The organism is Tenacibaculum gallaicum, assembly GCF_003387615.1.
Taxonomy (GTDB): domain Bacteria; phylum Bacteroidota; class Bacteroidia; order Flavobacteriales; family Flavobacteriaceae; genus Polaribacter; species Polaribacter gallaicus.
Window position 1 is genome coordinate 1 of sequence record NZ_QUNS01000011.1, and the last position, 21,718, is coordinate 21,718.

Annotated in this window: 15 protein-coding genes and 1 pseudogene; 6 read left to right on the forward strand and 10 right to left on the reverse strand. The window is 30.9% G+C overall.

Annotated elements, in window-relative coordinates; all coding sequences use genetic code 11:
* Both C7448_RS14540 and C7448_RS14545 read right to left on the reverse strand, forming a co-directional pair.
* Positions 1-2,036: pseudogene (locus C7448_RS14540) on the reverse strand (hypothetical protein); the annotation flags it as partial.
* 42 nt (positions 2,037-2,078) lie between these two features.
* Positions 2,079-2,555 carry a hypothetical protein gene (locus C7448_RS14545; RefSeq protein WP_115902140.1) on the reverse strand — a complete coding sequence of 159 codons (477 nt, stop codon included), beginning with the start codon at positions 2,553-2,555 and terminating at the stop codon, positions 2,079-2,081.
* 381 nt (positions 2,556-2,936) lie between these two features.
* Here C7448_RS14545 and mnmE point away from each other — a divergent pair, with 381 nt between their 5' ends.
* The 6 genes from mnmE (at position 2,937) to C7448_RS14575 (ending at position 8,118) form a co-directional block, all read left to right on the forward strand.
* A complete protein-coding gene (gene mnmE / locus C7448_RS14550; RefSeq protein ID WP_115902141.1) occupies positions 2,937-4,331 on the forward strand; it encodes a tRNA uridine-5-carboxymethylaminomethyl(34) synthesis GTPase MnmE in 1,395 nt (464 codons plus the stop codon).
* Positions 4,332-4,436: 105 nt separating this feature from the next.
* The gene (locus tag C7448_RS14555) at positions 4,437-5,069 is read left to right on the forward strand and encodes a hypothetical protein (RefSeq protein ID WP_115902142.1); all 633 of its coding nucleotides are present in this window, start codon (positions 4,437-4,439) and stop codon (positions 5,067-5,069) included.
* A 177-nt stretch (positions 5,070-5,246) separates the two neighbouring features.
* Positions 5,247-6,044 carry a hypothetical protein gene (locus C7448_RS14560; RefSeq protein ID WP_115902143.1) on the forward strand — a complete coding sequence of 266 codons (798 nt, stop codon included), beginning with the start codon at positions 5,247-5,249 and terminating at the stop codon, positions 6,042-6,044.
* A gap of 24 nt (positions 6,045-6,068) precedes the next feature.
* Complete coding sequence (locus C7448_RS14565) at positions 6,069-7,064, forward strand: metal-dependent hydrolase (protein WP_115902144.1); 996 nt, start codon at positions 6,069-6,071, stop codon at positions 7,062-7,064.
* A gap of 260 nt (positions 7,065-7,324) precedes the next feature.
* Positions 7,325-7,678, forward strand: a complete 354-nt coding sequence (locus C7448_RS15960; protein ID WP_211321924.1) for a hypothetical protein — start codon at positions 7,325-7,327, stop codon at positions 7,676-7,678.
* Positions 7,678-8,118, forward strand: coding sequence for a hypothetical protein (locus C7448_RS14575; protein ID WP_115902146.1), 441 nt, complete (start codon positions 7,678-7,680; stop codon positions 8,116-8,118). Before C7448_RS15960 ends, C7448_RS14575 begins: the two co-directional genes overlap by 1 nt.
* Before the next feature lie 20 nt (positions 8,119-8,138).
* On the opposite strand, the gene C7448_RS14580 is transcribed toward C7448_RS14575, so the two are convergent.
* From C7448_RS14580 to C7448_RS14615, 8 genes are all read right to left on the reverse strand, one after another.
* Entirely contained in the window at positions 8,139-10,517 is a 2,379-nt protein-coding gene (locus C7448_RS14580; protein WP_245939487.1) for an outer membrane beta-barrel family protein, read from the reverse strand.
* A 19-nt stretch (positions 10,518-10,536) separates the two neighbouring features.
* Entirely contained in the window at positions 10,537-11,823 is a 1,287-nt protein-coding gene (locus C7448_RS14585; protein ID WP_115902147.1) for a C2 domain-containing protein, read from the reverse strand.
* Between the two features lie 62 nt (positions 11,824-11,885).
* The gene (locus tag C7448_RS14590) at positions 11,886-12,464 is read right to left on the reverse strand and encodes a hypothetical protein (protein WP_115902148.1); all 579 of its coding nucleotides are present in this window, start codon (positions 12,462-12,464) and stop codon (positions 11,886-11,888) included.
* 124 nt (positions 12,465-12,588) lie between these two features.
* Entirely contained in the window at positions 12,589-13,425 is an 837-nt protein-coding gene (locus tag C7448_RS14595; protein ID WP_211321925.1) for an NADAR family protein, read from the reverse strand.
* A 125-nt stretch (positions 13,426-13,550) separates the two neighbouring features.
* On the reverse strand, positions 13,551-14,126 hold the full coding sequence (locus C7448_RS14600; RefSeq protein ID WP_115902149.1) for an REP-associated tyrosine transposase: 576 nt from the start codon (positions 14,124-14,126) through the stop codon (positions 13,551-13,553).
* Between the two features lie 82 nt (positions 14,127-14,208).
* Positions 14,209-14,856: a hypothetical protein gene (locus tag C7448_RS14605; RefSeq protein WP_115902150.1), complete on the reverse strand. Its 648-nt coding sequence runs from the start codon at positions 14,854-14,856 to the stop codon at positions 14,209-14,211.
* A 21-nt stretch (positions 14,857-14,877) separates the two neighbouring features.
* Complete coding sequence (locus C7448_RS14610; protein ID WP_147300550.1) at positions 14,878-15,237, reverse strand: hypothetical protein; 360 nt, start codon at positions 15,235-15,237, stop codon at positions 14,878-14,880.
* A gap of 4 nt (positions 15,238-15,241) precedes the next feature.
* Positions 15,242-21,718: a fibronectin type III domain-containing protein gene (locus tag C7448_RS14615; RefSeq protein ID WP_115902152.1), complete on the reverse strand. Its 6,477-nt coding sequence runs from the start codon at positions 21,716-21,718 to the stop codon at positions 15,242-15,244.

Genomic DNA, 21,718 nt, shown 5'->3' on the forward strand with positions numbered 1-21,718 from the left:
GTATGACTTACTGTATTGCCACAGTTGTCAGTTGATTCCCATTGACGTACGATTTCTCCACATCCGTCTACTACAGTATTGCTTACTTCGGTAAACACTACGTCTACTACAGTATCACAATTATCGGTTGCCGTAATCGTTGGTACTGATGGTATGGCTTCACAGTCTACTGAAATATCCGTTGGTTCTGCTGATAAAGTTGGTGCAGTCGTATCGGTTACTGTGATGGTTTGAATAAATTGCCCACTTGTTCTTCCACAAGCATCTGTAAATGTCCAAGTATTTGTATATGTTCCTATAACAGGACAATTAGTTGTTGAAGCCTCAAAGCTTCCTGATATTTTGATTATTGTTAAATCACAACTAGCCTCTGGCGTAAGTAATTGTGCCGCTGCTAGGGCATTACTATCGTCACAAGACACTGTTCTATCTAATGAACCAACTGTAGTTGTCCAATTAGCCTCGCCAGGTTGGTTAATACTTATTTCATTAGGTAAATTATCTCCTATTCCACAAGAATCAACTGATTTAGAGCTTAAAGTAGTTTGTGTACTATTATTTTCTTCTCCTGCATAGGTTGCTATTAATTGCATTTGAAATTTATCAGAACACATTTCTTCTAAAAAGTAACATTGTTCTTTTACTTTCACCTGAAAACTTAAACTATATGGTGTATCTCCTACATCTGTAATTCCATCAATAGCGTTAAAGGTTAATAATCTAGTTGTCGTATTGTAACTATAAGTAACTCCGAAAGGCAACCCTGTTATTGGCTCTACTAAATCTACTTCTTGAGGTATTGTTGTTTCTATTTTTAAATCTTTTACATTGTCATTACCATTGTTCTCTATATTAACCGAGAAACTAACAGTATCTTCTACACTACTTGTATTTGTTGAGCTTGATAATATTAATGGCGCTAAATCCGGTTTCCAAACATCAACAGATAAACCTATTAAAAAGAGCCCATATGTTTCTTGGTTTGATGTTAACCTTATTGTCGCAGAAGTTTGATTGTTAGCTATTATACTGTTTCCTGGGTTACTAAGAGCAAACACATCGGCATCAAACCCTAAAGTATTAGTACTAGCTGGATTTCTATCTATAAAATTACTCCCATTTTTAGCTATTCTACTATTAAAAAAATTGTTTGCATCCCTTAAGCTATATGATAAATCTACCCAATTATTACTGGTGTTTTTTATTTGTAATTTGTCTCCTGATAAATCTCTATCTCCTTCTAAAGCACCTATTACAACATCTACATCTACATTTCCTGTTGGCACTGTTTGAAAACCACTAAATCCAATTTCAAAATTATTAACACTACTTGTAACATGAGCATAACCATCAAAAAGCGATATATTTTTTGCTGGTAAAGTAGGACTCTCATATACAAATACTATTTGCCAACCTCCAGAAGTTCCTGTATTTCCTCCTCCATGTGAAGTCAAACTTCCTTCCTTTGCCCTAATATTAGCTACTTGATACGTTCCATAAGGTGTTGCTAAAGCTTTTACTTCATTTGTAATATCCTTAAAGCAAATATATGGGTCATTAACAAAGTGTCCTACCTCGTCTCTTCCTCTATAAATAACATTATCAGCTGTTATAGTTGTATAACCTAAATTTCCTGGTAATTGCAATTTTACTTTATTGTAATCCCAATTTGGTTCATCAGAGGGGTCGTCCTCTTCTTTATCTGCTGCTGCCCAGTATAAATAAGCTTTTTTAATACTTAAACAACTAACTGTTGGCTCTGGATTAGATAAATTTGCACTACTTGAATTGAATGTGCTTGCATCATTATCTATATCAACAAAAACGTTATTACTAAAATCATGGTTTCCGTCGTTTCCTGTATAGCTTGTTGTTTTATTTCTTGATAAAACATTATTAGCTATTAATGTTACATTTCCTTTAACTGCTTCTGAAAATCTTGGTTGAAACCCCTTTTTTATTTGGGCTTCTAATCTTCCCCCAGCAACGAGAAAAACCACTATAAAAAGTAAAATAAAACTAGTAATTTTTTTCATGTCCTCTAAGTTTTTTAATAATAACAATCTTATCTAAATAGTCTAATTGTCATTACTCTGATTTGGTGTGTATGTTTTTATAGTAATCTTGCCAGAGACAGCTGCTTTTTGTATTGACATTTGCTCTTGAAGGTCATTTACTAGGAACTCTATACAATTCCAACTTCCTAATTTGATATTATAAGGTTTAGTAATTTTTAGATAAAGTGCTTTACTTCTTTTAGGTAGTACTTTAATTGCTCCTATAATAGGTTTCTTTTTTTCATCTAGTAATGAATACTCTAATACAGTTTCTATATTTTCTTGATTTTTGCATGGTATACTGTTTATAGAAAAACGATACCCTTTTTCTACTGTGCTATTATTACTAATTTTTAGCTTATGCATGTGTACCTTTTCATAATCTGGTTTTTCACTATAGGAAATTACCGATAGCTCGGTTAATCCTTGTGACCAAAGACTTAAACCACTAAATAAAAAGAATAAATACAATAGTTTTTGAATAGTATTTTTTTCCATATTATTTGTTTTATAATTATTATGTTACTAATACAAACAATCAAAGGTTGTATATCTAATCTAAAGTGGGGGTAATTATGGGGGGGGGGTAATTAAGAGGTACGCATTTCTGAGTATTACAAGAATGTAATACATCAATAATACACAATGGGTATACAATAAAAAAATTTGAGGAAACTAAAATAATACTGATTGGGAATAGTATTATTTTGAGGGATTAACGCTTTTAAATTCTAAAAGCTCTTACACCAAATTTAGTACTTATTTTTAGTTTTAAAAAATAAAATGTTAAAAAAGGGGTTTTTCCCCTACACTCTTATTAAGAAAAATATCTTCATTGTATTTTATAATACTTCTTTTTTAATTAGGTAATTTTGCAGTATGATACAAAACGATACAATTATTGCTTTAGCAACACCAGCAGGGGTTGGTGCTATTGCTGTTATTAGACTTTCTGGAGAAAAATCGATAAAAATTGTAGATTCATTTTTCAACTCAATAAAGAAAAGTAAATCATTATTAAATCAAAAATCTCACACCTTACATTTAGGTCATATTGTTAATAATGGGATCATCATTGATCAAGTTTTAGTATCTATATTTAAAAACCCACATTCTTACACAGGCGAGGATGTTGTAGAAATCTCGTGTCATGGTTCTAGCTTTATTCAACAAGAAATTATTCAACTTTTCTTGCAAAACGGTTGTCGAATGGCTGATAATGGTGAATTTACAATGCGTGCTTTTTTAAATGGAAAGATGGACTTATCGCAAGCGGAGGCTGTTGCCGATGTAATTGCTTCTAATTCTGCAGCTTCCCATCAAATGGCTATTCAACAAATGCGTGGAGGAATTACTAATGAACTGAAAGAATTACGTGCTCAATTGTTGGACTTCGCAGCACTAATTGAATTAGAGCTCGACTTTTCTGGTGAAGATGTTGAGTTTGCTGATAGAACCAAGTTTAAAGAATTGGTAGCCAAAATATCAGCGGTTTTAAAGCGTTTAATAGATTCTTTTGCCTTTGGGAATGCTATGAAAAATGGAATTCCTGTTGCTATTATTGGTGAACCAAACGTTGGAAAGTCTACTTTATTAAATGCTTTACTTAACGAAGAAAAGGCTATTGTATCTGATATTGCTGGTACAACTCGAGATGCTATTGAAGACGAGCTAATTATTGATGGTGTTGTTTTCCGTTTTATTGATACTGCTGGAATTAGAGAAACTGAAGATGTTGTTGAAAGTATTGGTATAAAAAAGGCATATGAAAAAGCGGAGAACGCACAACTAATTATTTTCTTGATCGACTCTAATAAATATATACATTCAAAAGAGTTGTTTTTAGAGGAAATTGAAACTATAAAAAAGCGTTTCCCAAACAAACGTTTATTAGTTATTGCTAATAAAATTGATACATTGTCTTGTCATGACTCCTCTATTTTACAATCAGAAATCGAAAACTTAATTTTACTTTCTGCTAAACAAAATATTGGTGTTGATGAATTAAAGCAAGAACTTATTTCATTAGTAAATACTGGTGCTTTGAGTAATAATGAAACCATTGTAACGAACTCTCGCCACTTCGAAGCTCTAACTTTAGCTTTAGAGAGTATCAATTCAGTTAAAAATGGTATAGAACTAGATATTTCTTCTGATTTATTTGCTATTGACATTCGTGAATGTTTACGTCATTTAGGAAACATTACTGGAGAATATGATGTAGATAAAGATATTTTGGGGCATATTTTTGGAAATTTCTGTATCGGGAAGTAAGCATATTTTTTCGAATTTATAACGGTTTACTACGTTTATAAAACAGATTTCTATCTACTTACACAGGTTTATAATTTTACAACGAATTATAAACTATAACTAAAAATGGGACTATACGTTACTAGTGGGGCACTTGCTAGCTTTAAAGAGATGGATGAAGAAGCTTTTGAACATTACACTTCTGTTTTCAAAAACATTAATAAGTTACTTGAGTTAGATGGTATTACACCTTATAAAGAACCAGAAGAATTAGAATCTAAACCTCTTGAAATAGGCGGATTTCCTTATGAATATATTCACCACCTAAGACGTTTCTATGCTTATTGTGCAGAATATGAAGACTGGACTCCTACTCCATTTAGTCCTGACGCCTACCCTTCTGAAGATTCGCTTGTAGAAGATTATACATCATTATTAACCTGTCATCTTTTATGTCATTCAGACTCTGATGGATTTTATGTTCCTGTAAAATTTGTTGATATTGTTTTTGCTACAGATGATATTCCTGTTCAAGGCACAATGATTGGCTCTTCTTATTCACTGCTTAATGAATTAAAGTATATAGCTAACAAGCTTAACATTCAGCTAGACAAAAATGATAAAATTGTAAATATTAATGAAGTTAATAAATCAATTAACGAGGAAAATGATTTTTGGAGAGAAAAGTTAGTTTGGTGTGAATTATTTGAGGCAGCAAACCATAGTATTCGCAACAAATCTGCTATTATTTTTCATTAAAAAAACTTCAACAACTTAAGAGGTAATTAGAAAAATAATCTTTTAAAAACAATTTACAAGCCCACATAATATAATTATCTTTATTCTGAAAAAAATAAAGATTGGTCTTTATCTTAAAAGGCCATATGGTGTAGTCTGCTTGTCTAATATTCAAACAATTATAAATACATCTCATGCATGGGAAGAGATATAAGAATACAATCACAAGAAAAAAAATATCAAATTATAGGGAAACTTACGGCTAGTAAAATTATAGACCTTTTTGTTGAAAGTGAAAATGAAGCTTTACGACATGAGTTTCAAGGTAAATTTTATCCAGCTCGTCACTATGATATCAACGCTACCTTAACAAAAGCTTTAAAAGGAATTGAAAAACAAAAAATAATTGATGCCTGTTTTCACTCATCTAGATTAGGTAATATTATAAAAGTAAAGGAAAACAACTATCCTCTTTTTTTAAAAGGAGTTGAAAAAGCATTATCATCAATTGGAAAAGGATATAATATTAATGTTTTAAAACCTAGTAAAGTATTTTTACTTTTTGGTGTTAGCTCTCCTAATAATATAGAAAATCTATACAATACAAAGTATACTGAGTTTTTAGAAACTTTAAAATTTGCAACCAAGGTTAACTCTTATACCAGCTACCCTAGCTTACGTAAAAGGTTAAAAGCAATAAAATTCTTGGAAAACCCTGTGCTTTTAAAAAGAGCTCAAAAAATGACTCCTTTCTTTAATCAGTTTAATTTTGAAACTGCTGGAGCATTGGTTTTATTATTAGTCGATTCTTCTGAAACCTCTAAACAAGTTCTTTTTGAATATCAGAACAAAAACTTACCTAGAGAAACAGTCTGGATTCTTGGTAGTTTTTATAAAGATTTTAAAACTTCCGAAGCAAACAAACTACTCCTTAAAGATTTATATAATAAATATTCTACGGAATGGATTGACGAATATTATAACGCTGTTTACTAATCGTTTTATAAGTATTTTTGCTAGATGGATTCACTCACACAAATTGTTCTTGGGGCAGCCGTTGGAGAAGCTGTATTAGGTAAAAAAGTCGGAAACAAAGCAATGCTTTATGGAGCTATCGCAGGCACTATACCTGATTTAGATGTGTACATTGGTAAATTATTTGATACAGTTACGGCACTTGAAATACACAGAGGTTTTACACACTCTATATTTTTTGCAATTGTTTTCGGGTGGATTTTTGGTTGGCTGATCTCTTTATATGAAAAAAATGCCTCCACTAAAGAATGGGCGCAACTTATGTTTTGGGGATTTTTAACACATCCTATTCTCGATGCACATACTACTTGGGGAACTCAGCTTTTTTGGCCTCTTGATATACGGTTAGCATTTAAAAATATTTTTGTAATTGACCCTTTATATACACTTCCTTTTTTAATATTTCTGTTGATGGCAATGTTTCAGCAAAAAGGATCAAAAAAAAGAAGAAAGTACAATAACTTAGGACTTATTGTGAGTAGTTCTTATATGGCAATTACTATCATTATTAAAGGAATTACCTATACTAAATTTACACATGCCTTAAAAGAACAAAAAATAGTTTATAAAGAAATTGAAACAAAGCCCACTGCTTTTAATACCGTTTTATGGTCAGCAAATGTAGAGACAGAAGATGCATACTTAATAGGCTATTATTCTTTTTTTGATACTAAACCTATTAAGTTTTATTCCTACCCTAAGAATCATCATTTGTTAGGTGATTATAAAAATGATATTTTAGTGAAGCGACTTATCAAAATAACTAAAGGATGGTATACTGTTTCAGAAAAAAATAATGCTATATACTTAAATGACCTTCGTTTTGGGTTGTTAAGCGTAGCTCCTAATTTTCAACAATTTGCTTTTAGTTTTGAAATAGCTGAAAAGCATAATAAAATTGTTATAAATGAAGTACCTAGAAATCGTGAAGAAGCAAAACAATTATTAAAAGATCTTTGGATTAGAATTCAAGGAAATTAATTGAGTAATCGCTGTATATGTCGTAAATTTGTAGCTCTATTATAAAGCAGAATTACTCAGGTTTGAGACAAAAATATTTTCACTTTTTTTCAATCATTTTTTTAGTTTTTACTCAATTAGCATTTATTACTGCATTGCTGCTAGAACATAAAAACGTTTTTACAGTACTGTCATTAACAACACTTTTTACCATACTTATAGTTTATAATTATATAAAATTCTTTAAAGTTAAAGAGATTGACTTTGAACCTTTTTATGTCATGGTATTTGTTATAATTGGTGCGCTACTTACTAGTTATTTACATCTCTTTACTAATTTGAGTTCTGTTTTGGTTGCTACTTTAATAGGAACTCTCGCTTCATTCTTACCTAATTTAAATAAAAAATCAAAGGTTTTACAAAATATTCCTAACGCAATGTATTGTGGTTGCTTTGTAGGAATGTCTCAAAAACATATTGCAATTGATTATAGCTTTATAATTATTGCAGGTAGTATAGCGGGTATTTTTTATATGTTTTCTAAAAATCTTTTTCTAGGAGTTGGTGGCAAATTAGGTACTGTAGCTTTTGGTAGTGTAGTTATATCATCTCTATTACTTTTAATTCTCTCGTAATGATTACTGTTTTACCAATTTACTTAACGAGCATATTTGGAGCTTTTTTAACTTTTATAGTCAGCACAAAGTACAAACAAGGACCTGTAAGAGCTTCTGCCTTACTAACTCTTGTAGTTTCTGGTTTACTCTATCTTTTTCCTGAAATATTTCCTCAAAACTTAACACAACAAACCCCTTGGGTATTTTTTGGAGCTTCTTTTGTTGGTATGACCTCTAGCAAGCTTACCCGCAACTATACTTCAATTATTTTCGCTGGAATTGTTTTTGGTTTTATTTATACGGTTAGCCCTACTTTCTTCAATGGTTATGGAGGAGCATTAGGAACTGCCGCTTGTATTTCTATCTTAGTTGTTATTGGAATAAACAACCTTATCAGACTTTCAAAAGCTTTAAAAAAGAAAAAGAATCTACTTAAAAAGGCTCTAAAAAATAGTTAATTGATTCTTTTCTTCTCTTTTTATTCACTTAATGTGTGAAACATTTTAGCAAAAGCTATTTCAATGAAAATAGAAACTTCCATTTTAGTTCTACCTTCTTCTAACATACTTAAGATAGTATTAAGGTGTCTATGTTTGAAATTATAAAATTCACCGTCTTCTTTATATAAATCTTCTTTCTTTAAGTTTTCTAGCTGCTCTAACATATTTTTATTTGCCTTGTAGGCAGATGTTCTTTTCTTTAAAAACAGTTGCATCTTTTTACTCTCTTTTCTACTTGATTTATTATACATAGATACCGCTGTTTTATACTTCTGCTCTACCGACCATTCTACCCTTTTGGCGTCTCTATATAATTTCTTAAGTCCATTAAATACTAAATCATTATATGTATTTATATAATCTTGATTCTTATGCAAATGACTTAAGTACTCAATTGCCTTTTTCTTATACTTATTTTTAGATTTTAGTTCAGCATCTTTTAACTCTTGTTCTAATACCAAAAGTTTATCTGCTATTTTATTTATTTTTTTTGTCTCCTCAAATCTATTTGCTTCTCCTATGATTAATATCTCTGGAGTTATTTCGTGAGGTTCTCCCGTAAATGTATGTTCTTTATAAGAAAAGTTAAACACCCCTCTAGCTCTCTCTACTTTTGCTTTCTTTTTTGCAGATAAGTCAAAGGCATAATTGTAACCGAAAGTAACTGTTAAGTCTTGAGTATTCTTTAAAGGGGTATTTCTAAATAATTGAATAGCACTTAAGTTAAAATTATGTTTCTCTTTATATACATAATTTGTGTTTAACCTTAAGTTTGTGGCACTTGCCTTATTTGTTTTGTTATTATTTTGATTATAAGAAGTACTCAGAGTTGTGTTTAATTTATCTTTTAGAAACTTTTTATTAACTGCTAGTGTTGGTCCCCATGTATACGATTCATCTCTTCCAATAGTATTATACGTAGTATTTAAAGCAGAAGTTATATTTATTTTTCTTTGTGGTAATCCTAATGTATAGGAAGTATTAAAATTATGAAATGTAGAACCGTTTCCTAAACGCACAATTCCATTTTCAGCATTTGCAACCGTTGCTAATGAATAATTTGTATTTAGGTTTTGCCTTCTTGTTTTACTATTTTCTAAAATATAACTTACATTAACATTGGCGTTTTGAGATAATTGTTTGTAATTAAATCGCTCAGCTTGGTCATCTAATAAGTTATCATCATTTATAACCTCAAATTGATCAAGTTTGTTATTCGTAAAAGTAGAAAAGTTAGAATAACTTCCTGTTATGTTTACTTTTTTACTCATTGCGTAAGTAGCATTTATGCTTCCTACAGTTCTATTAGTATTTGTTTCTTTTTGGTTCGCTAAATCATCTCGCTGATACCCTATATTAAACCCTAAACTTATTTTATTATTGAATAAAGAGGTATTTCCGTTTAAGGTAATGTTTTCAAAATCATTGTTAAAATAATAAGCTCCTAATGTTTGATATCCTGGATCGATACGCTCATACCCTAACCCAAATCGAAATTTATCAAAGCTATACTCCATTTCTGTTTTAAACGCTTTGTAATGCTCCGTTGAAGCTCTATTGTTAAATAGTAAACCAGCGATACCGCTACTATGATTTACTTTTTCGGCTCTTAAATCTTGTGTTATAGCTGTTGAAGCATATTCTCCTTTAAACCGAAGTCCGTCCATTACCGTTACAGCCCCCGACATACTTAATACTAAATTTTCTTTAGGTAATACCTTTTTTTCTTCTGGAACCGCACTTATGGAGTTTATGTTGTCTTTTGCATAAAAACCTATCAATTCTAGACTATATTTTTCTTTTTTAAATCCTACTTTGGCACCATACCCCATACGTTTAAAAGCAGGTTGTGTTCTATTATCATCAGAATTTTCTGTGGCTTTTAATAATCGACCATACATTGCAGAAAACGTAAAACTTCCTTTTGGAGTTAAATCTACCCCTCCTCCTGTAAATTGATGTCCTGCTAAGGTATATGGAGAAAAACTCATACTCACATCTCCTATATGCGCTTGTATCCACCTGTATTTAGGATGTAAACTCAATCGGTTAAAACTAAACGGTAATTGGTATTCTAAATCATCTCCTTGATTAGAAAAGCTATAGCTCACAGGAATTGAAAATTCATAAATATTAAAATTTAAGCTTCCTTGTAAAAAATAGGTAAATGGTGCTCTCGCGCTATTTTGGTTTGATGAATAAAACACAGAATTAGCAGCGATGTTTCCGCTAACTTTAAATGGTTTTCCTCTTCCTATATTCTCAAAATCTAATTGTTGTCCTACTATACTTTCAGCAAAAAACATGCTTAAAATAAACACTACTACTTTTAGTGTTTGTCCCCTCATTGTAATCATTAAAATATTCTTTTCTTTTTTATAACTGTTTTGCTAAACACTCTTCTGAGTCTCTAACTTTTACGCTGTATGCCCCTTTGTTTAACTTACTTATTCTTGTTGTCTTTGCATTAGTAAACGGAAACCATGTTTCATTATCAGCATTATTTCCTGTATAATTAACCCAATTGGTACCATTAAAAACTTGTATTACATCATCTTTTTTTAGTTGATACGAAAACGCTCTGCCACTTTCTCCTGTTGCACTAATATCTATATACCCATCATTAACCGTAAAGCAATTTTGATCAGCTGAACCTGTTACTTTGAAATCAACGAGTGGTGCTGGATCAATTGTAAACGTATCAGAAAACTCAAGATTTTTCCATGTATCGTCTGCATCATCTATTCCTCCTGTACCAGTATGTGTTTGGAACTTGACTCTATAGCTTCCTGCATCTAAAGGTTGTGTCCAAGTATAACTATATACTCCAGAATTGTTGGTTAAAGTTGACGTATATTCTTGCCCAAACAATACACTATCATCTGTGCCATCATATAACGTCATTACCAACTCTTCTCCTGAGTTCAACTTTCTATTAAAATTTAAAGTAAAACCTCCATTTGCTTTATAATTACAAGTTGTGTTTTTAGTTACTACTGGTTTTAGTAATTGAGGAGATTCAGAAATAAACACGTAAGTGTAAGGTTCTTTTGGTCTCCATCCATTACATAATTCTAATTTGTATTGAATGCTTTTACTCATGTATAAATGGGCTTCGCTACCAAACAAGTCTGTTGCTGTAAACGTAATCGAACTTTTTCCCAAGTACTCTTGAGGAAACTTCTGCCATTTATTAGCCATAGAGTCGTAGTACATCCAATTATATACTAGTTCATGATAACCAGAAGAAGCTTCTAAGGTAATTGAGGTAACTGTATTATCTATTCCTGGATTAGGTGTTAGAATTTTAAAATCATTATCTGGTATTATTCTAAAACTCCCTTGTTCTTTTGTACAACAACCTTTTAAAGAATAATTAAACACATTACAAAGGGCATTTTCTGGAGTTAAAGAAGTATCATATTGATTACTTACCTGACAAAGTGTTGTTCCTGGATCTCTCCCTTCAATATAACCATCTTCATAAAGTCTATATCCTATTGGTATATTACCATTTGTAAGTACTCTTGCCCAAAAAGCATCTCCATCATTCTCACAACTGCGATAATTACTTTGACTTTTAGTAACATAATCGACAATAAAACCTTGTCCAAACCCTAAAAAACTATAAAATAATAGTAATATAAATAATCTCTTTTTCATTTTTTTCTACATAGTAAAATACCTTATTTTATCTTTTACTTTATATGCTTTTTTACACATACTTATTTATATAAATTTTCAGGTTTATTTTTTATGATATAAAACAATATTCTTACTTGCCATAGCAACCACAATATTCCGAAAACTATTAATAGTATATAAAGAAATTTGGAAGTTTCTTTAAAAATTATAATGTTAACTTTATTAATTTTAAGATCTCTTACTGTTCCATTTGCATGGTATGCCTCAACGCTTATATTTTTTAAATTTTGTTGTTGTATATAGGTGTTTTTTAGCTCTATTTCTTTCACAGGAGTTTTTATAATTATTCCTTTCTCTTTATACTCTAACCTAACTTCTCCTAGACTTTTTACTAGTAATTTATATTGATTATTATCTATTACAGCTCTTAAAACTTTATTATCAACCTTTATTACAAGTAATTTTATGTACTCATCATTAGATCGCTTTTCGTAATCTACAGAAAACTCATCAGGTTCATCATTTATATATTCTAACTCTTGTTTAGATGAAGGTTCTAATACTCCCATTATCGGGAAGCTTAAAAACAATAAACCTCCTATTATATATAATACAGTTAAGAATAATCTTCTTTGATAGTAAAATATAGGTTTTAACATTTTTATTATATTTTAGTCATTATTGAGAGATAAATTATTCATTATTTAGCACCTTGTCCAGAAATCTGATCAAGAGAATCTTCTCCTAGATATACAATAAGATAGTTTTTTGACATTTTATTCTTTAATATTCCCCCAAAATTTCAGTTCTAATTAAAGTTAGTACTTCACCTAAAATGTTTTTTCCTTCCCAACTTAATCTATCTTTTGCTTTTGGGTTATCTTCCGACAAACCTATTCCCCATATTTTATCATCAGGAGCGGCTTCAACTAATGTGCTTCCTTTGGTTTCCAACAATAACTTTTTAAACTCTTTATTCTGCAAAAACTTTTTTTTATTACCTTCATAAACTATCTGTACCTTAAAAAACTCCCAAGTTTCCAACATTTCTTTTGTCATTTTTACCTTACGTCCTATCTCTTTTTGTTTTCTGGGATCCTTTGTTCTGAGAACTTTATCAGCGGCATCAAAATCTAGAGCTAACAAACATTTATTATACATCATATATTGTTCAGCTGAACTAAACTTGATTTCTTCATTAAACTCCATTAAATAATTTGGTGTTCTATAAATTCGTTCTGCTTTAAAATTACATTTATACCATTGTGAAAAAGGAGATTTAGTAGCCCCAAAAAAAGTAAACTCTTCATCTTTACGTTTTTTTGCATTTCTAATTAACTCTTCTTCAAAATTTAAGCCTTCCGTATGATGGGCTGCATACTGAAAACCTCTTAAATGCTTTATTTCTCTATCTCGTTGTGACAATTTCGAATATTCACTCTTTATTTCTTCCTTTTGAATACGTCCTTTAATTCTTGCATACTCAAAAGCTATATAATCTGGTAACCTTTTATAAAAGTTTTTCCACTCTTTAGATTGAGTCTTTGACATCTCAATCATCTCTTTTACTATATCATCTGATAGCCCTTTTTCTTCTATTAATTTTAAAGTTACTTTCATTTTTTAATAGTTTGAATTTCATAAATATATCATATTGATTACTTGCCTGACAAAGTGTTGTTCCTGGATCTCTCCCCCCGCTCCTGCACGAATCCTTTCGTCTGGTTGTAGTATAAATATGTTTTTCATACTATCTTATTTTTTACCATTTCAAAAATCACTATATTTTCTAGTATCCCTTCTTCTCCTGCATAATCTTTTGCGCTACTGTACACATATTCTTCTGCTTTATATACTAATCCTACTTCAACTGGATTTTGATGTATATAATTAATTTTCTCTCTTATAACTGCATTACTCCATAGTTCTATCGGTTTATTATCATGTCTCCAAAACTGATGATGTTTAACATTTGATGACTTTAGTGCTGATTTTTTAAATTGTTCTAATAAAAATTCTTTACGACTCTCTCTCGGATTCTCTTGAATTACTTTTACCAATTTATTACTTGTATACCTTTTAAAATCTCCTAACAATTTCGCTGGTTTTTCTCCTTTTATACTTCTAAAAACTAAATGAACATGATTAGTCATAATACACCAAGAAATAATTTCCATTCCCTTATTTGCTTGGCAAAACGATAAACTTTCAAGTAAAATGTCTTTATATTCATTTCTTGTGAATACATCTAACCAATTTACTACCGCAAAGCTTACAAAGTATAAGCCTTCTGGATTATGAAATTTATAGTTTCTACTCATTTTTTACTTTTTCCTAATTTTTAATGCTTACTTACCGAAACCACACGAAAAGATTCGTGCGGCAGCGGGGGATTTCTTTTTATTATTTTTTTCTAAACCATTTGGCTAAAAATTTTAATCCTTTAATTTTACTTTCTATAGTATTAGGTAACTCTGGTAACTTATCTGTTTTATTATAAATATTTAGATTTTTGAACAACATAATTAATGTTACAATTAGGCTTGACAAGCCTAAAATAAAAATCACTCCCCCTAAAAAGTAAATCAAACATATTCTTATAATTGAAGGCTCTGAACCAATTATATATATACTATCAATTACTAATTTTTCTATATCGTCATTTTTTTTATTGAATTTTACTTCAACTTTTTCCAACTTCCTTAAATCATTCACAGTCAAATTAATAGGTAACTCCATTTCTAAATCCCTACTATTTACTATATTTTTTGTTTCCAATAAATTAATTAGATTAGAGTAAGAGGTGTTCTCCGAGACGTCATAGATTTGTTTAATATCTATACCATTTGAAAAACCAATTCTAAGTCTTAAATAGCTGTAATCATTAGGGGTTAAGCATTCCAAAGTAAAAAAATCTAGTTTCTCTTCTTTTAACGTCTCATTTTTTAACTCTTTTGCCTGTTTAAAAAGTTTTGGACTCCCTTTAAAGACAAGCACCACCCCTAAAGCTATTCCAAAACTAAACTTTAATATGTAATCTATAAATTTCATATCTGGATCTCATTAATTAATTCATTCTTCCTTGTATCCTGGTGGCCAAACCCCATATCTCCTCCTAAATTCTTCAGGAGTTTCAGGTTGCCCCATGTTTCCATAAAAACTATCAGCATCAATATTACTATACCATAATTGCCATTTTTTATCCTCTTCTGCTCTTTGTTCTTTCGTCATTTCCATCGACCTCTTTTTCTCCTTTTCATCTCTCAACTCTCTCCGTTTATTATAAATTAGACACTTTTGTCTTTCATTTAGTTTTTTAGAGCATTCAATCCAGTCATTTGAAACTGGGATTTCATTAGCCATTTTCGCTAAAGTTTCTAACTGTTCCTCACTTAAATTTTCTGAAATCTCATTAGGTTTGATACGTTTCATTCTTTTAAATTTGTTTAAAATCAACATAATAAACTTTCATTGCCTTTTCAACCCCGTTTTCATTATAATAAATCAACTTATGTTGACCATTTTCCATAACAGGAATTGGTTCTCCTGTCTGTTCAAGCCTACTTGGACTTAACAACACCTCGTCTTGAACTTGAATGCTTACAGGCTCATTAGCATGTCTGCTTGGTCCTAAATTTGCTCCCCAGTCAGACAAATCATCTATATAAACTCCATCTTTACTAACAATGCGTTGAATAACAGCCACTTTTTCTCCATCTCCAGCCCACTTAACAGTCAATTTTGTAAATCCTTCTGCAACAGTCTGTTTCGTTGTTGTTGATATAAAACTATCATATTCTATATTCTTTCCTACGCCATTTACAAATTTACTTTCAAAATCAGATTTAGTAAAAGTTTTTCCACTTACTACTGTCTTTCCTTTAAAGTCTCTCGATGAAATTTTTCTCAATTCTTCTAAGCATTCTTTCACGTGTATAAATCCTTTCTCAGCGTATTCTCCCAAGAAGGATTTATTATAACGCATAGGCACATTAATAAAATCTCCTTTTCTTGTGAAAGCTTGTATAGAAGCTAATTGGATATCTGTTGCTTTTCCAGTTGGGAGTATAAGACCTGCACTTTTTAGATCTTCAATAGTAGTCAAGGAATACTTCATACCTGGTGTTACTTTCCAATAATTATACCATCCATACTTACCTGAAAAATCCTCAATACTACTTATTGCCTTATCAAAAGTACCTAACTTTTCGTTTCTCTTTAAATCTCTATACCCTCGAACAACTTCCGCAAAGTCAAACTCATCTAATTTATTCATAAACTCAAGTACTTCTGGGTTACTTCTTTTTATTGTTTTTTCAAAGATTCTTAACTCCTCATTATTCAGATATTGCTTAACTCTTGAACTCCCTAAATGACTTCTTAATTTTGTATAGCTAGCCAAATTAGCCTCTTGTGCTATTCTTCTATAACCAAGCTCCTCATTTTTCTTTAATAAATCTTCATCAGGAGTTTCTCCTTTCTTCACTAATTTTACATCGTCTCCATCAGGTATTACTTTTTTCTTTTGTAAAATACCATCTACATATCGTGCTACTTCATCTCCTTTATCATCAATACTATTAATTACTTTTACATCACCTGCTTTAATTCCACTAAATTTAATTGGTAAATCTTTAGGAAAAATTCCATCTACTTCTTTTAGCCCATTTATTAGTTTTTGCTTACTTGCAGAACTTCCCTCATTTAATAATTTATTTAAACCATCGAATGAAGATAGACTCAAATATTCAAATCTTGAATGAACTTTTTTAAGTATTATTAAGTTTTCTGGTTTCGATCTTATTATTGGTGATTTACTTAATGAAGACCAAGCTGATAACAATTCTATATCATTAAAATCTATTCCTTTATTAAGTAAGTTATCAAAGTCACCCCTTAAGCGATTTAAATCATTTATTCCTTCACTATCAACTCTTGCTGATATTTTATCTAACTTATTAAGAATATCACCTTCTTCTAATTTATTTATCCAGTTTTTAAAATTAGCGTATTCAGAATTAGTTCCTAACTTTTCTATTAAACTCTTTTTTAACAAATCTGTGAAACTTTCTTTTTTAGATAAAATCTTTTGAGCAGTTTGCAACTCTTCATTTATCAAGTCTGGGATTTCTTCTTCTAATTTCTTAATAGAGTTCTTCACATCTTTGGATATAGCTTTTATCTGTTCTTCAGCTAATTCAGCTGATGCCTCTTTTAATGATTTTTCGAAAATTTCAAAAAACTCATCTTCTCCATATGTTTTTATAGCTGCATATCCTCTTGCTATCTGTCTCTTTGTGGTTATAGCTGTTAGCCCTGTTATATCAGCTGCCGATTTAGCTAAAAATACATAACCGATAGCATCCCATCCTGACTTAAAATAATCTTTAAACTCTTTATTATCCGTTTTATCATCAATCTTCTCATATATGAGATTAACTACAGGTGTGGAAAAAGTATAACCTAAGTCTGATATAGCCCAATAAGCTACACCCATTTGGCCTGCCGCTCTTGCTGCAGCCACCTCGCCAAAGCTCATTACAGTACCTACAATAGTAATGGTATTGATACCCCAATTTTCAAATGATTGAGTACTCTTCTTTTCTTGCAAATACGGTAAAAATACCGCTGGAACCTTAATCGCTTTACCACACCATTGTACATCTGGTGAGCCACACATAAAAGTAGGTAGAATGTTTGTATTTTCAATTATTGTTAATGTGACAAAATCATTAAATGGATGTAATTCAAGATTTTCATATTTATATTTTTCACATCCTGTCTCTACTCTTTCTCCATGTCTATTTACTGTGTATTGCTTTTCTAGACACTCTCCTGTAACATATACTTTATCACCCTTATAATCAAATTCAAAATCACTACCTGAAACCATATAGTTTAATAAGAAGCTACTATTCTTAACTCCCCATTTTATAGGTAATAAAGAATTCGTTTCTGAATTTGTTTCAAGTGCAAAATTTGTGAATCTTAAAATTAATTCTGTGAAATTATCTTTCCCAAAATAATCATCTATTTTCTTAAATAAATTTTCATATAAAAATTTATTATCTACTTTATAAGTATCACTAACTAAGCCTTCTAAAAACTTTTGAATTTGCTTTTTCTCTTTTTTATTATTTACAGATTTAATAACCTTTAAAGCTAATGCTTCAATGTTATAATTTCCCCCAAACCAATAACCTCCTACAAAACCTTTTGTCATTATTGCTAACATTGAAAGTTTTTCTTGTGCTGTTAGGTTTTCTAATTGAGTTAAAGATAAGTTATAAGCTACTCTTAAAAGAGCTTCTTTATCTGAGCTTGTAGTAATTATCGCCTTAGCTGCAAAATAGTAATCTAAATATCTTTTATATGCTTCATAAAAAGCTTTATAAGCCTCTAAATCATTTTTCCAAGTTCCCTCGTCATAAAACTTTTTTTGCCATGCTAAAAGATTATCATATCCTTTTTCAGAAAATTCATCAAAAAAACTTGTATCTGCCTCTGGGTCACAAATTAAATCTGATATATCTCTAACTACTTGCAATATTTCTTCGTCATTAACACTAGCGTGTAGTTCGAAAAATTCTTTTCCTTTATCACAAAAATTACAAGCTGTAGGAGATTCTATTACGTTTTTAGTAATTTTTGTCGCTCCTTCAGTATAATTTTTTGATGTTAATGACTCTTCATTTCCTCCACTATTCCATTTCCCAGATGTTGTATTGTTTAATGTTGCTTTATATAAATTAATTCCACAAGGTTCATTATTTAACTTACCTAAATAAACATCTACATTCGATTTTGGGAAAGAAGACATAACGGAGAAGTTATCTTGGTAAACATTTTCTTCCCATTCCTTATAAGTAGAGACATTAAAACTTTTTAAATAACCTGCAAAATTTTCTTTTTCAGTCCCTCTATATCTTACTGCAGAAACATATCTTACTTTTTTACCGTTCTCTTCTAATGTAAAAGCAAATAATGTTCCATCACCTTTTTTATGAAAAGTAACGTCCATTACCGTACTTGGAAGTGTTATTAACTTACCACTAGAAGAAACAAATGAAACTGTATTTTTATTATAATTATTTAAATTAGAAATAAATACATTAGGGACTACAACCTTACTGGCATAATACTCATAACTTTCATGCTGTCCTATTTCATCTCCTTGGAACCAGTATAACTGAATACCGGGTGCATGTAGTTTTTGCCAATCCATATGACTAAAAGCGGTACCCGTACCATAACTCATTAAATAATGATTTTCGTTTTTAGCGCTTTCAGCATCGTACTGATCAAACGGATGCTTTAACCCAAAAATCCCATGCCCTAATTCGTGTGCTGCAACACGACCTGCGTCTTGTTTAGTAAATACAAAACCAAACTGACGCTTTAATGGCATAAAGCCATCTAAATCTTTAGTTAAGGTTACTTTTTTATCATCTAAAAAGAACATATAGTATTGGTTCTTGGCTATGGTTCTTCCATTTTTAAAAGTACTTATAATACTTTTTTCTCCTTCAGTATAGTTAGATAGCATATCGCTATCACCAACATCCAAATTACCTAAACCAAGATTGATAATTTCTATCTTAATATTAAAATGTATCCCTGCTTTATTATATATTTCGTTAATTCTATCTCCTACATTACTAACTGAAGCCCCATCTACAGAAACTAAGGTTAAATTAATTGTTTGTTGTTGGGCATGCCATACATTCAGTTTTCCTGCAACGGTATATTTTCCTGTAGAATCTTTAGGTTTTACCGTAGCTAAAATTTCTTCTTTGGCAAACTCAAATTTTCTTTGTAATGGTAAAGTAGCCTCGTTACCCGACCAAGTTGGACTTATTGCTGTTCCTTCTTTAGTTTTAAAAACAATATCATCTTTAGTTTTTCCATTACTAAAGTGTACAGTCGCTTTTATAATATCTGTTTTATGCTCTGGTAAGTCACTCAACAACTTATATAAAACTGAATAGTCTTCATTATCATGTGTCTTGATAAATTCATATTCACTCTTATATTTATCTGACTTAATATGGTCTTGATAAGTATCCGTTCCGTAATATCCAGAAGGATTAAAAGTTACTCGAACATCTTTAGAAGAAATTTGTTTTACATTTCCTGAACTTGAAATTCCTTCTGTATTATCTACTGTAGGTGTGCCTCCTTCAGCTACTTTACCTTCAGTTACTTTACCATCTTCATGCACTGTCCACTGATCTCCATTTTTATCGGTAATCGTAACCGGTTTTCCTGTTTCAATTGGTATTGGCTCTCCTACTTCAGGTATAATTACTACGTTTCCGTTTTCATCAACTTTTACATCCTTTATATCTGTATTGGTCGCATCAAAATTTTCTATATTTCCTCTATCGCCACCTATATCATCAATAATTTCATCAGTATCTATAATTCCTTTCCAGTCTGGGTCGTAATCTGTCTCTACTACTCCATCAATAAGTTCATAACTATTATTTATTTGAACATTGTCAAATACGACCTTTATACGCGTATACTTACCTATGTTAACTTTTCCTCCTGTAGCGATGTTTGCCGCATCAATAATTTCTTTGAGGTTCTCTAAAAAAGGTAGCGTAATATATCCCCAACCACTAAACCTACCATTACTTCCTGTTACTTCACGTGTGGTTACAGGAAAATCTCCTGCAGTGAAAGTTTCATTGATACCTAATTTTGGTAACGGTTCTTTGTTTGTAATATTAATTTGTGGTGTTAATCCACAATTGTAATATGCAGCTTCATCGTTACTTGGCGTGGTAAACTCTTGAATATTAGAATAGGCAAACCCTGATAACTGGGTACACTCACCTCCTACACGAAATTCGTATACGGTAGCAGGCTCTAGATTACGTATTTTACCTTCATTGGTATAACCATTTACCTCAAACCAATCATCATCTCCAAATCCTTTTTTACGATACTGAATTCTATAACGTACATGTTCTGAACTTTGCCAATTTACCTGTACAGATTCTGCTGTTAACGCTTGTGAAATGACAAAGCTTGGTGGTTGACAATCTTCTAAGTATTTAAACCAAAAAATTTCACTATTACCATCGTTTTTAAATACAGAGGTTTCACTAATTCCATCACTTACAAAAGCACGTACCTGCCAACCGTATATTTTACCTGAAAGTAACTGTGGTGCTTCTGGTCCTACTAATAGTGTTGTACTATAGGTATTTGTTTGATAAAAAGGAACTGATGCTAAAAAGTTGGCTTGTGGATTTTGTACATCCCATAATTCTTTTAGTGTAAATTCATATTGTACGTTACTTGCATTACTATGACGAGGTGTCCAAGTAAATAATACATTTTGAGGATTCGTTGCATTTACAATATTATCTTTAAACGGTAAGTTTAAGATTGGTGGATCGTTTTGTAATAAATATACTGTGGTACAACTTTTACTTGAGAGTTTTCTGTTTGTAAAATAGTCGTACACTTCAAAACAAAAATCATATCCCCCGTTTGGCAACGGTGCATTATACTGCCCAGGTGTGATTCCTACTAAATTATTTAATTGAAAATAAGCTTGTAAATCTACATTCGATAACCTTAAATTTATTCCTCCATCTAAATATATAGCGGTTTCTCCTGTAATTACATCACGTGTAGTAATAGAAAGTCCTTGTCCTTCTATATACATTTTTAAACGTATCCTACGCCCTACTTCGTTTACATCGGTTAATAAGATGTTTGTGTATAATTTTTCACTCGTCGTTGTAGCATAGTCTGACATTTTTAAACTATACGGAGGTATTAACTGTGGAGTAACTTGTACGGGATAGGTTTGCGAGTATACTACTGTACTTACAAATACAGTAAAAAGTACCGCTATCTTCTTAAATATATTGCTATCGTTTGGCTTGATTTTCAT